Below are 13,454 nucleotides of genomic sequence, written 5' to 3' on the forward strand. Positions count from 1 at the left end.
GGTGTCGCCACTGCTCCCGGGGAAGTAGTACGGACGTTTTCCCGTCGCCCCGGGGCAGCCGCAACCGTCATCCCCCGTACGACGACCCGGGCGGGCGGCGCGGGTGAGCATCGTCGCCATGACCGGACCTTTCCGCTACACCTCGCCCGCACCGCCGAAGTCCGCCACCGGAGAGGTGGCGGACGTCTACGCGCAACTGGCCACCGACTTCGGGATCAAGGACGCCACGACGTTCGTCGTCCTGTCCGCCTCCCCTCCCCTGCTCACAGCCACCTGGGCCCTGATGCGGGAGTCGCTGCTCGCGGGGCGCGCCTCGCGCACCGGGAAGGAGCTGGTGGCGGCCGGGGTGTCCCTGGCCAACCGGTGTCCGTTCTGCGCCACCGCGCACGCCGTGCTGCTGCACGCCACCGGTGACCACCGGCTCGCCGAGACCGTGCTGCGGGGTGGCGAGCCGGAGGACCCCGGCGACCGCAGCCTGCTCGCCTGGGGCAAGGACATGACCACACCGCGGCCGTTCCCTGAGCACGAGACCGCCGAGTACGTGGGGACGGCGCTCGCCTTCCACTTCATCAACCGGGTGGTGTCCTCGCTGCTGTCCGAACAGATGCTGCCGGGCGGTCTGGAGAAGTACCGCCTGGTGCGGAGGACGGCGGGCCGTTCGCTGGCGGCGACCGTGCGCCGCGACCTGCGCCCCGGCACGTCCCTGCCGCTGCTCGGAACGGCCGGCGAGGCGCCGCCGTGGGCGGCGGACAGCCCGGTCGGCACGGCTTACGGCGCACTGCTGTCCGCCGCGTACCAAGGGGCGGGGCTGCTGAGCGACGAGGACGCCGCGTTCGTACGGCAGTCGGTGGCGGGCTGGGACGGTCTCGCACCGCTGCCCCTGAACGCACCGCTGCCGGACCGGGCGGAGAGGCCCGGAGCCAGGCTCGCGCTGCTCGCCGCACGGGCCCCGTACCGGATCACCGACGAGGACGTGGCGGCCTGGCGCGTGCCGCCGTTCACGGATCACTGCCTGGTCCATCTGATCGCCTTCGGCGCGATCTGCGCCGTCGAGCGCGTCGAGGCCACCATGCGGACGACTGCCGAGGAGCGCATGTGAACACCGCGGAGGCATGGAACGGCCCTCTGGGCCGGCACTGGGCCGATCACCCTGACCGGTACGACGCGATGCTGGCGCCCTTCGACGCGGCTCTCTTCGACGCCGCGGCCATCGGCGTGACCGACCGGGTGCTGGACATCGGGTGCGGCAGCGGGGGAACGAGCCGGGCGGCCGCCCGGCTGTCACCACGGGGGCGGGTCACCGGCGTCGACATCTCGGCGCCCCTCGTCGCGCGGGCCCGTGCCCTGACCGATCCCGCGCGGGACGGCGACGTGACCTTCGAGCTGGGCGACGCCCAGGTCCATCCGTTCGAACCGGGCGGCTACGACGTGGCGATCAGCCGGGGCGGGGTGATGTTCTTCGCCGACCACGTCGCGGCCTTCGCCCATATCGGGGAGGCTCTGCGCGCCGGCGGCCGCCTGGTCTTCGTCTGTCCCCGGCCCGCCCCGCCGGACGGGGAGGAGCGCCGGGCACTGGGCCTTCTGGCCTCTCTGGTGGGCGGGGACCACGCCGTGGACACCTCCGTGGCGGCGGCCATGGCGTCCTTGTCGGATCCGGAGCGGATCACGTCGGTGCTGGGGGCCGCGGGTTTCGAGGAGATCACCTCGGTGCCGGTGACCGCCGCGACCCGCTGGGGCGGGGACGCGGCGGACGCGGTGGATTTCTTCGTCTCCCGTACGCAGGGGCCGCCGGTCACGGACCGGACGCGTGCCGCGATGACGGACGTGTTCCGCCCTCACGAGACCCCGGAGGGCGTCCTGCTGCGGGCGGGCGTATGGGTGGTCAGCGCCCGTCGGCCGCGCTGATCGCGCCCGGGGCCGGCGGCCGGTGCTCGTACCAGCGCCGGTCGGCCTCCAGCTGCGCGGCGAGTGAGATGAGCCGGGCCTCGCTGCGGGAGGGGCCCAGGAGCTGGGCGCCGAGGGGCAGGCCGTCGCGTGTGAAGCCCGCCGGGACATTGACGCCGGGCCAGCCGAGGACGTTCCAGGGCCAGGCGTAGGGGCAGGCCGACGTCATCGCGAGGTCGGTGCGCCAGGCGCTGAGCCGGTCGAACGCCCCGACCCGTGGCGGCGGGGCGGCCGTGGTCGGGGTGAGCAGCACGTCGTAACCGTGGCCGCCCCGGGCCGTGTCGAAGAAGGCGCCGATCCTGGCGTGCTGGCGTACCTCACGGGCGCGGGCGGCCCGCACGATCCGGCCGCCGAGACGGGTCCCGGTGCGCAGGGCACTGCGGGTGCGCGCGTCGAGGAGCGCGGGCTCGGGGTGCAGCGCGGCGAGTTCGGCGATGCCGGCGGTGGCCCGGGGGACGAAGGAGAGGCCGATGAGCCCGTAGCGGGGGTGGGCCTCCTCGACGTGGTGGCCGAGCCGGGCGAGGACTTCGGCGAGCGCGGTGACGGCGCGCAGGACCTCCGGGTGGGGCGCGTTGCGGGTGAGGGTGGGCGGAGGCCGCAGGGAGAGGCCGATGCGCAGTCTGCCCGGGTCGCGGCGGGCGGCGGCGGACGCGTCGACGGCGGGCGGGCGGTGCGGGTCCTGTGGGTGCGGTCCCGCCGCGGCGTCCAGGAGGAGGGCCGCGTCCGCGACGGTGCGGGCGAGGGGACCGTTGACCGTGAGGCCCTGGAAGGCGTCGCTGTTGGGGTGGACGGAGACCCGGCCGCGCTGCGGCTTGATGCCGACGAGGTGGGTCCAGGCGGCGGGGATACGGATGGAGCCCGCGCCGTCCGAACCCAGTGCGGCGGGGACGAGCCCCGCGGCCACGGCCGCCGCGGAACCGCCGGAGGAGCCCCCGGGCGTGTGCGCGGTGCTCCAGGGATTACGGGTGACGCCGAAGGCGGCCCCTTCCGTGAAGGCCCACTGGCCGAGCTCGCAGGAGTTGGTCTTGCCGACGACGACGGCCCCGGCGGCCCGGAGCCGGCGGACCGCCTCGCTGTCTTCGGTGGCGGGCGGCAGTGCGCCGTCGCAGCCGAAGTAGGTGGGCATCCCCGCGACGTCGGTGTCGTCCTTGACGGCGACCGGCACCCCGAGCAGCGGAAGCCGCTCCCCCGCCTCCAGCCGCCGGTCGGCCTCGGCGGCCTCGGCGAGTGCGGCTTCCGTACGGAGCTGGCGGAAGGCGTTGAGGGTGTGGCGGCTCGCCTCGATGCGCGCGAGCGCCGCGGCGACGAGTGCGGCCGAGGTCGTCCGGCCCTCGGCCAGCTCCCGGGCGCAGTCCGTGAGTCCGGGCTGTACGGGCGGCTCCGTCGGCCTGACCGGCCCGGTCCGCTCCGTGGGGTCTGCTGAGGACATCGCCACCGCCTCCTCGCGTCCGCCGGAGCACCGGCCCCGGGGTCCGCCCGGAGTCCGCCGAGCGGTCTACCGGAGGGTAACGAGGCAGGGAGGTCCGCTCAAGCACGCCGCACACGGACCGGCACCCGTCTCCCTCCCCCGGGTGGTGGCGGCTCCGGGAGTACATGCGGGAGACGGGCGTCCGGCAGCGGGTACTACGGGCGCACGTGGATCTCGCCGATCCCCGTACCGAGGCCGGCGCAGTGGGCGGTCGACTGTCCGGACTCGCCCGGCCTCAGCGTGACGTGCTCACCGTCCACATCGGGCGACCAGCCGCAGACCAGGTGCACCCAGAAGGTCTGCGTGGCCGAACCGTTGTTCCGGCAGAGCGCGTAGCCGGTGTAGTCGTCGATCGCGTGCTTGCCGGTGTCGCAGGACAGACCCGGCGGAATGGCGGCAGCGGGTGCGACAGCCATCGCGACGGTGGCCGGCACGGCGAGCGCGACGGTCAGACCGGTGACGGCGGCACCCCGCGCCAGCGTGCGGACGACGTCCCCCTTGAACAGCTTCTTCATGTCTCCCCTTGGTTCCGGTCGGGTTCCGGTGATCTTCAGGGCAGTGCTCCCCGACGTTCCGTAGCCGAAAACAGCGCCGAACCTCACCCTCCGTACGCCCGGCCCGCCGTGCACGCGACCGTACGCGGGCGTACGCTCGCCAGATGGGGTGAATCCCGTTCGCGAAGGCCCTGAACAGGGACGTTTCCGAGGAGGCGCCGTGACAGGACAGCGCATCGCCACCCGTGCCGCCGCCTGTGCGGCCGTGGTCGTGCTCGCCGTCACCGGCACCACGGCGGCCCAGGCGGACGACGACATCGAATCGCTCCCCGCCGAGCAGATCGCCGACCGCTCCCGGGACGCCCTGCTGGACGTCGGATCCGTGCATCTGCGTGCGCGGGGCGACCTCGGGGAGGGCCGGTCTCCGATGACGGTGGACCTCCGCCTGGACCGGAACGGCAACTGCGCGGGCGGCGTGGACCTCGGCGAGGACGAGGGCTCGGTCGAGATCGTCAAACGGGGCGACTCGGTCTGGCTGAAGCCGGACGCGGACTTCTGGGAGAACCAGGTCCCGGTGGGCGGCTCGGCCTTCGAGGCCGTTCTCGCCGGACGGTACATGAAGGGCTCCGCCTCGGACTCCAGGCTGCGGCCCGTCGTGGAGGCGTGCGATCTGGACACCTTCCGCGAGCTGGTCTCCGACAACGCCGGCCACTCCGCCGGGGCGTTCACCAAGGGGAAGGTGACGACGGTCGACGGCGTACGGACCGTGCCGGTCACCAGGACACTGCACGGACAGAAGCTGACGGCGTACGTCGGCACCGAGGGCGAGCACTACCCGGTGCGGATCACCGTGCGGGGAGACGGGGCGGACGCGGCCGTGGACTTCTCCGGCTTCGACGAGCCGGTGCCCACGGCCACGCCGCCCGCTGACGAGACGGTGGACGTCAGCGCGGTGCTGGGCCGGGCGCCGGCGCAGTCCTGACACCCCGGCTCAGCACCGTGTACAGCAGCAGCGAGGAGGCCAGCCCGACGGCCCAGCCGTAGTCGGCGAGCGGCTCGAGGAACGGGATCAGGCCGTCGGCCGGGAACGGGCCTTTGCCCGGTGCGGAGTGGGAGCCGCCCACCGCGAGCACTCCGCCGACGGCGAAGGCCACGACGGCGCGCCAGTTCCAGCCGCCCGTGTACCAGTAGCGGCCCCCGGGCAGATAGAGGTCCGGCAGGTCGAGCACGGTGCGGCGGATGATCCAGTAGTCGGCGATCAGGATGCCGGCCACCGTGCCGAGCAGGCCGCCCACCAGGCCGAGCCAGGTGAAGATGTACAGCTCGGGCGTCTCGGTGAGCTTCCACGGCATGATCAGGACACCAACGACCCCGGTGATCAGCGCGCCGGTACGGAAGTTGATGAGCTTCGGGGCGAGGTTGGCCAAGTCGTACGCGGGAGAGACGACGTTGGCCGCGATGTTCACGGACACGGTCGCGACCAGCACGGTGATCAGTCCGAAGAGCAGCCCGAAGACGTTGTCCGTCTTCGCGACGAGCTGGACCGGATCCCAGATCGCCTCCCCGTACACGGCCTGCGAGCCGGACGTGACGAGGACGGAGAGCAGCGCGAAGAAGGTCATCGTGGTCGGCAGCCCGAGCGACTGGCCCCGGATCTGGGCGCGTTGGCCGGCGCCGAAGCGCGTGAAGTCGGGGATGTTCAGGGAGAGCGTGGACCAGAAGGCGATCATGCCCATGAGGGAGGGGAAGAAGACCGGCCAGAAGTCGGCGCCCCAGCCGAGCGCGGACGGCTGGTCCAGGAGCGGGCCGAACCCACCCGCCTTGACCGCGACCCAGACCAGCAGGACCACCGCACCGACGATGACGAACGGCGCCGCCCAGTTCTCGAAGCGCCGCAGGGTGTCCATGCCCCGGTAGATGATGGCGAGTTCGAGTGCCCAGAAGAGGACGAAGCAGAGCCAGAGGGTCCAGGGCTGCCCGCCGATCTCACCGGCGCGCGCCCAGCCGCCGAAGAGCTTGCCGAGCAGGGTGAAGATCCCGACGCCGCCGATCCAGGTCTGGATGCCGAACCAGGCGCAGGCGACCGCGGCCCGGATCAGCGCGGGCAGGTTGGCGCCGCGCAGCCCGAAGGAGGCCCTGGCCAGGACGGGGAAGGGGATGCCGTACTTGGGCCCGGCGTGTCCGGTCAGCAGCATCGGCGCCAGCACGATCACGTTGGCCAGCGCGATCGTGAGGACGGCTTGCTTCCAGTCCATGCCGAGCGCGACGAGCCCGGATGCCAGCAGCCAGGAGGGGATGTTGTGGGCCATCCCGACCCACAGGGCCGCGAAGTTGTACGTCGTCCACTCGCGCCGCTCCAGGGGCACCGGCAGGAGATCTGCGTTGACGAAGCGGGAGTCCTCCGGGACGGCTCCGGGAGCGAGTTCGACGCGGCCCGGCGGTTCGGTTATCGGGCCGCCGGTGGCGGACGGCGGGACGGGTGGGACGGTAGCGGTCATGGTGGCGTGACCCTTCGCTCGGGAGAGGTGCCGTGCGGGGCGCGGGTGTGCGGGGCCTGGACAGCGGCCGCCGGTACGCGGGACGGGTCAGGCGGACAGCGCGGGGATGACCGTCGAGCCGTAGGCGTCGATGGTCGCCTCACGCGCGTCGTGCATGTTGTAGACGGCGAACTGGTCGACGCCGAGGTCGCGCAGGACCTGGAGCTTCTCGATGTGGGCCTCGGCGGGGCCCAGGAGGCAGAAGCGGTCCACGATCTCGTCGGGGACGAAGGCCGTGTCCGGGTTCCCCGTACGGCCGTGATGGCTGTAGTCGTATCCGGAGCGTCCGGCGATGTACGCCGTGAGGGCCTCGGGCACGAGGCCGGAGTGCTCCCCGTACCGGGAGACGAGGTCGGCCACGTGGTTGCCGACCATGCCGCCGAACCAGCGGCACTGCTCGCGCGCGTGGTCCAGGTCCTCGCTCACGTAGGCGGGTGCGGCGACGCAGATGGTGACGGAGTCCGGGTCGCGGCCGGCCGCGGCGGCCGCGTCGCGTACCGCCTTGACCATCCATTCGGTGAGGTAGGGATCGGCCAGCTGGAGGATGAAGCCGTCGGCCTTCTCCCCTGCCAGTGCGAGGGCTTTGGGCCCGTACGCGCCCATCCAGACCGGCAGCCTGCCGTCCTTCACCCACGGGATCTGGACCGGCTGTCCGTCGACGACCGCCTCGCGTCCCTCGGCGAGGTCGCGGATCACCTCGATCGCCTCACCGAGCCGGGCCAGCGTGTTGGGCCTGCGGCCGGCCACCCTCATCGCGGAGTCGCCGCGCCCGATGCCGCAGACGGTCCGGTTGCCGTACATCTCGTTGAGCGTGGCGAAGGTGGAGGCGGTGACCTCCCAGGTGCGGGTCCCGGGGTTCGTCACCATCGGGCCGACGACCATCCGCTCGGTGTGCTCCAGGATCCGGCTGTAGATGACGAAGGGCTCCTGCCAGAGCACCGCCGAGTCGAAGGTCCAGCCGTAGCGGAACCCGTTCCGCTCCGCGCGGCGCATGAGTCCGACGACGGCCGAGGCGGGCGGATCGGTCTGGAGGACGAGTCCGAAATCCATGGCAGATACTCCTGGTCCAGGTGCCGGCAGGGAGCGCGGGGATGTGGAGGCCGGACCGGCTGCGCTCGGGAACCCTCCGAGCCGCGGTCCTCGGGTGTCCCGGGGCACGCCGGAGCGGCTCCGCGGGCGCGTCCGTGAGCGACGTGCTCCGGTAGAGCTTTCCACATCGGGCCGTGTCGAACCTCGTGCGACGACAGCCGCTCGGGCGAGTCGCGGAGGAAGAGGCCGGCTACTGGGCGTACTCCTCGGTGAGGAACCGCATCGTCTGGTCGATGAAGACCCGCATCTCGCGGGTGAGGGTCTTGCCCCGGCGCCAGGCGATCTGGGTGTACACCGTGAACGGGATCGCCCAGGGCAGGGAGACCAGGGACCCGGCCCCCAGGGCGTCGGCGACCGTGGCCGTGGGGAGAAGGCTGACGCCGAGTCCGGCGGACACCCCTCGCTTGATGGACTCGATCGTGCCGAACTCCAGGAAGGGCAGCGACTCGCCGGTGCCGTCGTTGAGTTCCGCCTCGAAGAGTTCCCGGTACGCGCAGCCCGCTTCGGCGGAGAGGACCTGGACGTTGCGGAGGGCCTCGGTCGTCACCTTCTCCGCCTGCGCCAAGGGGTGCCCCGGGGAGGCGACGAGGGTGAGGGGCTCGGAACCGAGGACCTCCGTCTGGACGCCCGGGTGCCGGGTCTCGGCCTCCATGAGGAAGCCCAGGTCGAACAGGCCCTGGCGCAGGGCATGGCAGGTCTCGGCGCAGAGGCTGGGGCGGAGGACGATCTGGAGGGCGGGGTGACGGTGGTGGAAGAACTCCAGCAGCATCGGCATGCGGTAGGAGGTGATGCTCTCCATCGAGCCGACGGTGAGCGCGCCCGTGGGCTCGTCGGAGCCCAGGGCGGCGCCCCGCGCCTCACCGGCGAGCGTGAGCATCTGCTCGGCGTAGGGCAGGAGACGCCGCCCGGCGTCGGTGAGCTCGATCCGACCACCGAGCCGGTCGAAAAGGCTCACCTCGAGCGATTCCTCGAGGCTCTTGATGTGGGCGGTCAGGCTGGATTGCGCATACTTCAGTTCAGCCGCCGCACGAGTGAAACTGAGCAGCGTCCCCACCTTGTGAAACGTCGCCAACTGCCGAATATCCATGTCCCCTCCGAGGTCCGGTTTTCGCCGAACGTGGCGAACACAAGAAAATCAGCCCATGGGAGGGTGGACCAGAACAACCAGCTGTCTCATCGAGGACAGACGCCGTCAGGAAACGGTCACGCTTTCGTCGCCCTGATCCAGCCCTTGCTTCGCGAGCAGGATGCCCGCCTGGAAGCGACTCGTCGCTCCCACCTCCCCCATGATTCCGGAGATATGACGGCGGCATGTGCGGGTGGACATTCCCAGTCGACGGGCGATCACTTCGTCCTTGAGGCCCATGGCCATCAGACGGACGACCGATATCCGCAGGTCCTCGGCATGGTGGTACTCGGAGGTCCCACCGATGTCGAAGGTCTGGCTCCCCTGCCAGACGGACTCGAAGGAGCGGTAGAGATAGGCGACGATCGTGGGGTCGGTGACGAGCGCCGCGCCGGGCGGCTCCTTGCCCGTACGTTCCTTGGGGATGAAGGCGACCTTGCGGTCGTAGATGATCAGCCGCTCGGACAGTTCCTCGGCGGTGCGGACCTCGGCGCCGGCCTCGCATATCTGGCGCACGTAGGCGCGGGTGGCGAGGCTGGCGTGCGCGGTGTGCTGGTAGAGGGTACGGATGCGGATGCCGCGCTCCCGCATCTCCAGGGTCTGGAGGAGATCCTGGTCGAGCAGCTCCGCGCTGCGGCCCCCACCGGGCTGAAGGGTGATGCGCTCGTCGGTACACCGTCTTCGTGCCAGGTCGATCTCGCGCCTGACGTCCTCGAAGTCGTCGAGGACGCGGATCGGCACGTCCTCGGCGACGGGCTGGGCCCGCGCGCGGTACATCGAGGACAGGACGCGCAACTGCTGGTGGATGCTGGAGATCTCCCGGCGGCGCTGGGCGATCGACAGCTCCAGCGGTGTGACCAGCTCCGCCTCGGCGATCTCGGGGTCGAGCGCCACGACCGCGCGCCCGCTCCCGGCCGAGGCAAGCAGCCTCATGTCCTGCAGGGTCTTGCGCGCCTGGGAGACCAGGCGGACGTCGACACCGAGATGACCGGCGACGTCCTCGTCCCCGAAGGAACCGGCCCGCAACGCGAACTCATAAGTCGCGACGGCGACTTCGTCCAACTCGTGATGCTCGTCCACTCGGCCACCAACCCCCATCGAATGCCCGATATGTCGCTATCCACTTGCTGCCGCACCATCATAGGACACCCCACGGCACTCGAACTGGATCTCCGGAACTGACAGATTTCCAGTGCGGCCCGGACGGCGCCGCAAACGAATGAGACTCACTGGGGGGACTCGACATGAAGGCTCGCACTTTCCTGACTCATGGCATCGCCGCGACCGCACTGGCAATCGGAATCTTTCACTCCGCCGAGATGACGTCCACGAGCACCGGAACGGACGAAACGGCGGGCCGGATAATCGTCGCCGACGACAAGTGGGACGTCGTCCCGCCCGCGCCGCCGACCGGTACCAGATCCACCGCCACCTTCTCTTCCCTTTCCTGAATCCGCGCTGAAATACCAAGGAGCAACCGTGTTCCAGAGGAAACTTTCCGCGACCGTTCTCGAAACACTCCGGGCTGATTCCGGAACGCTGCACTGGCCGCGCCGGACCCCGTAGCGCCTGCGGCACCCGGGGGGGTGCGGGACGAGTACGGCAGGTGAGAGTCAGAAGTGCACGCGGCGGTCCTCGGGGGTCACCCGGTACCGGATGTCCCAGAGGCTCCGCCGCACATAGGTCCGCTGCAGCCACCGGTCCGATCCGTCGTGGCGGGCCTCGAAGGGCGAACGGGCGTGGACGCCCTTGCGGTTGTTGATGAGCAGGGCCTGGCCCGGCTCCAGCCGCACGGCGTGCGCCACCTCCCGGGCGACCTCCTGGAGGTGCTCGAAGGCGGCCTCGGCCTCCCGGTCGAGGGCGCGCACACCGTTCGCCGACACGGCGATCTCCGGGTACGGCCCGGTGCCGCTGATCACGGGCACCGGGTCGGACAGGACCTCCGCGCCGCCCGCGGCGCTGCGTGTGTAACTGCCGGGCGCGTTGAGCCGGAAGAGCGGACGGCGCAGCAGCTCCAGCGCGTCGCCGTCCAGCCGGCGGCAGAGGTCGCGGGCGTCCGCGTAATAGGTGACCGCCGCTCCCGAGGGGTCGCCCCGCAGGCAGTTGAGCACGAGGAAGTCCGGGTTGGCGACGTCGTAACGGCCCGTGGCGTCGTAGGTGATGTCGCTGTGGAAGTTCAGGAAGACCGCTGAACTCTGGTTGGTCTGCGTCCGGGCGCCGCCGGCGACCGGAACGACGTCGTGGACCAGGCGGCCGCCCTTCTCCGTGAGCACACCGAGCGCCTCACCGAGCAGGCCGGTCAGGCCCAGCAGCACGCCCTCACTGACGAATCCGCTCTTGCCCCGGCCCGGACCGCCGTCGAGCGGAGTGGGTCCCGTCTCCGTGTCGACGGGGAGATTGCGCACCAGTGCGACACCCGGGGTGTCGATGTGCCTGCCGAAGTCCAGCAGGGTGCGCAGGAGTCCGAGGGGCAGTCCCGCGAAGATCTGATGGCAGCGCGCCGTCGTCGCGTCGATGTCGTGTCCGGGATCGGGCAGCTCCGCCAGCTGCCGGCCGATCGCCTCCCGTACGGCATCGGGCAGCACCAGGTCCGTAAAGGTCATGGTGGACTCACTCATGTCGCTCATACCCCCGCTCGTATACCGGTCCGCGGGGCCGGGAAGTCCAGCCCGTCGTGCAACTGCTGGGCCAGGTGCAGCGCTTCGGCGCTGCCGTCGGCCACGTGCGTGGTGACCTTGCTCCCCCGCATCTCCGCCACGGGTACTCCCGCCACCCGCCCGGGCGCCACCCCGTGCCGGTGCTGGACCCCCTCCGTGTCGACGTATCCGCCGACGACCGCCACCGACGGACGGCGGTTGAGCCGCACGGCGTCGAGCCCTTCGAGGTGGAAGGCGTGGTGCGCGGCGTCGGCGCGCGCCTCGTCGGGGTAGTCCAGCACCACGGACCGCTGGTTGAAGACCACGGCCGCCGCCTGGGTGCCCGCCCCGCTGATCGTCGTACCGGCCGTGTAGGGGGCGCGGTTGAAACGCAGGACGATCTCGATCCGGTGCCGCAGCGCCAGCTGTACGGCGCGGCGGTGCAGCACCTTCGCCCCGTACAGCGACATCAGGGCCGCCATGTTGTACGAGACCTCCCGGAGCATCCTGGCCCCGGTGATCAGATGGGGATCGGAGGTGTAGATCCCGTCGACGTCGGAGTGGATCTCGCAACAGCGGCTTCCGACGGCGCGGGCGACCGCCAGCGCCGACAGGTCGGAGCTGTTCTTGCCCAGCCAGGTCGGGCGCCCCTCGGCGTCCACCGCCTGGCCCCCGGGCACCACCACGACCTCGTACTCCGAGAGGGCCCGGCGCAGCGGGCCGGGATCGATCCTGGTCACCCGGGCCCAGAGGAACGAGGCGTTGGTCGTCAGTCCCAGCTGGTGTCCCGCGAGGACCGTGGCGCTGCGTCCTGTCCGGTGCAGGGCGGTGGCCAGCAGATGGGCGCTGACCAGGTCGGCCGTGGTCAGCAGGCCGGCGGCGGTCTCAGGCCCGGGCCGGTCGTTGACCTCGTGCAGCCGGTCGCGCAGCCCTTCGGTCTCCCCCTGCATCGCACTCACCACGACGGCCATGGGCCGGCCCTCGCGACGGATGCGCTCGTCGAGTCCGGCGGCGAGCTCGTGATAGGCGTCGGGGGCGCGGAAGGTGGAGCCGCCGAACTTCAGTACCACCGGCGTGTTCACCGCACTCCTCCCGACAGGAAGCCGCGGGCGAGGGCGTACTCGGCGATCTGGACCGCGTTGAGGGCCGCGCCCACGCGCAGGTTGTCGGAGACGAGCCACAGCCAGAAGCCGCGCGGGTTCTGCGGCGACACCCGCACCCGGCCGACGTGCACATGATCGGGGTGGCCGGCGTTGAGCGGGGTGGGGAAGGCCGAGCGGTTCTCGGCGTCGTGCACGGTGACCTCGGTCTGGCGGCCGAGCAGCCCGACCAGCTCGCGGCGGTCCACCGGCTCGTCCGTCTCCACCCAGACCGCTTCGGAGTGGGAGTTGACGACCGGGACGCGGACACAGGTCGCGGTGACCTCGAGATCGGGCAGGCCCAGGATCTTCCGGGACTCCTGGACCATCTTCTGCTCCTCCAGCGTGAATCCGCTGTCCTGGAGCTCGTCGATGAAGGGGACCACGTTGAACGCCAGCGGCGGGCTGAACCGCTCGGACGGCAGGTCGGCGTCCGGATCGCGCAGGGCCACCTCGGCGCCTTCCAGCAGTTCCTCGATGCCCTGGTGTCCCTGCCCCGACGCGGCCTGGTAGGTGCTGACGACGACCTGCCGGATCCCCCAGCGCCGCTCCACCGGCTGCAGCACCCGGACCAGGGGGATGGTCGAGCAGTTGGGGTTGGCGATGACACCGCTCCCCGGCGGCCGGTCCAGGACGGCGTGGTTGACCTGTGGCACGACGAGGGGGGTGTCGGGGTCCATCCGGTAGGCACGGGTGTTGTCGATGACCAGGGCGCCCTTGGCGACGGCGGCCGGCACCCAGGCTCTGCTGACGGACGTTCCGGCGGAGAAGAAGGCGATGTCGACGAGACCGAAGTCGAAGTCCTCCAGGGAGAACACCTCGTGCGGCCGTCCGCCGACCAGGATCTGGCGGCCCACACTGCGCACCGAGGCGACCAGGTACAACTCGCGGTAGTGCAGACCCCGTTCCTCGAGAAGCTCGATGAGGGTGCTGCCCACGGCTCCGGTGGCACCGATGACGGCGATACGAGGGGCTGCGGGGTCGGTGACGAGAGTCATCAGACTTCTCCGTTCTGGGCGAG

At 71.3% G+C, this 13,454-nt stretch carries 12 protein-coding genes; 3 read left to right on the forward strand and 9 right to left on the reverse strand.

What is annotated here, in order from left to right; genetic code table 11:
• Positions 1-118 precede the first annotated feature (118 nt).
• Positions 119-1,099, forward strand: coding sequence for a carboxymuconolactone decarboxylase family protein (locus ACIBCU_RS14105; protein ID WP_362932160.1), 981 nt, complete (start codon positions 119-121; stop codon positions 1,097-1,099).
• Positions 1,096-1,905, forward strand: a complete 810-nt coding sequence (locus tag ACIBCU_RS14110) for a class I SAM-dependent methyltransferase (RefSeq protein ID WP_399231469.1) — start codon at positions 1,096-1,098, stop codon at positions 1,903-1,905. The genes ACIBCU_RS14105 and ACIBCU_RS14110 overlap by 4 nt, the downstream gene beginning before the upstream one ends.
• On the opposite strand, the gene ACIBCU_RS14115 is transcribed toward ACIBCU_RS14110, so the two are convergent.
• Positions 1,883-3,373, reverse strand: a complete 1,491-nt coding sequence (locus ACIBCU_RS14115; protein ID WP_399231471.1) for an amidase — start codon at positions 3,371-3,373, stop codon at positions 1,883-1,885. The genes ACIBCU_RS14110 and ACIBCU_RS14115 overlap by 23 nt on opposite strands.
• Positions 3,374-3,567: 194 nt before the next feature.
• On the reverse strand, positions 3,568-3,927 hold the full coding sequence (locus ACIBCU_RS14120; RefSeq protein WP_362932154.1) for a hypothetical protein: 360 nt from the start codon (positions 3,925-3,927) through the stop codon (positions 3,568-3,570).
• Between the two features lie 199 nt (positions 3,928-4,126).
• Between ACIBCU_RS14120 and ACIBCU_RS14125 the strand changes: the two genes are divergently transcribed.
• Positions 4,127-4,888 (forward strand): hypothetical protein, encoded by a 762-nt coding sequence (locus ACIBCU_RS14125; RefSeq protein ID WP_399231473.1) that lies wholly within the window; start codon positions 4,127-4,129, stop codon positions 4,886-4,888.
• On the opposite strand, the gene ACIBCU_RS14130 is transcribed toward ACIBCU_RS14125, so the two are convergent.
• From ACIBCU_RS14130 to ACIBCU_RS14160, 7 genes are all read right to left on the reverse strand, one after another.
• Complete coding sequence (locus tag ACIBCU_RS14130; protein ID WP_399231476.1) at positions 4,851-6,404, reverse strand: NCS1 family nucleobase:cation symporter-1; 1,554 nt, start codon at positions 6,402-6,404, stop codon at positions 4,851-4,853. The two genes, ACIBCU_RS14125 and ACIBCU_RS14130, sit on opposite strands and share 38 nt — an antisense overlap.
• Positions 6,405-6,491: 87 nt before the next feature.
• Positions 6,492-7,493, reverse strand: coding sequence for a TIGR03842 family LLM class F420-dependent oxidoreductase (locus ACIBCU_RS14135; protein ID WP_362932148.1), 1,002 nt, complete (start codon positions 7,491-7,493; stop codon positions 6,492-6,494).
• Positions 7,494-7,722: 229 nt separating this feature from the next.
• The gene (locus ACIBCU_RS14140; protein ID WP_362932146.1) at positions 7,723-8,619 is read right to left on the reverse strand and encodes a LysR family transcriptional regulator; all 897 of its coding nucleotides are present in this window, start codon (positions 8,617-8,619) and stop codon (positions 7,723-7,725) included.
• Positions 8,620-8,724: 105 nt separating this feature from the next.
• Positions 8,725-9,738 (reverse strand): hypothetical protein, encoded by a 1,014-nt coding sequence (locus ACIBCU_RS14145; protein WP_362932144.1) that lies wholly within the window; start codon positions 9,736-9,738, stop codon positions 8,725-8,727.
• A gap of 533 nt (positions 9,739-10,271) precedes the next feature.
• Positions 10,272-11,285, reverse strand: coding sequence for a TauD/TfdA family dioxygenase (locus ACIBCU_RS14150; RefSeq protein WP_362932140.1), 1,014 nt, complete (start codon positions 11,283-11,285; stop codon positions 10,272-10,274).
• Positions 11,282-12,376, reverse strand: coding sequence for an aspartate kinase (locus ACIBCU_RS14155; RefSeq protein ID WP_399231479.1), 1,095 nt, complete (start codon positions 12,374-12,376; stop codon positions 11,282-11,284). Before ACIBCU_RS14155 ends, ACIBCU_RS14150 begins: the two co-directional genes overlap by 4 nt.
• Positions 12,373-13,431 carry an aspartate-semialdehyde dehydrogenase gene (locus ACIBCU_RS14160; protein ID WP_399231481.1) on the reverse strand — a complete coding sequence of 353 codons (1,059 nt, stop codon included), beginning with the start codon at positions 13,429-13,431 and terminating at the stop codon, positions 12,373-12,375. Before ACIBCU_RS14160 ends, ACIBCU_RS14155 begins: the two co-directional genes overlap by 4 nt.
• Positions 13,432-13,454 lie beyond the last annotated feature (23 nt).

Origin of the sequence: Streptomyces sp. NPDC051064, from assembly GCF_044455985.1 — a bacterium.
GTDB lineage: Bacteria > Actinomycetota > Actinomycetes > Streptomycetales > Streptomycetaceae > Streptomyces.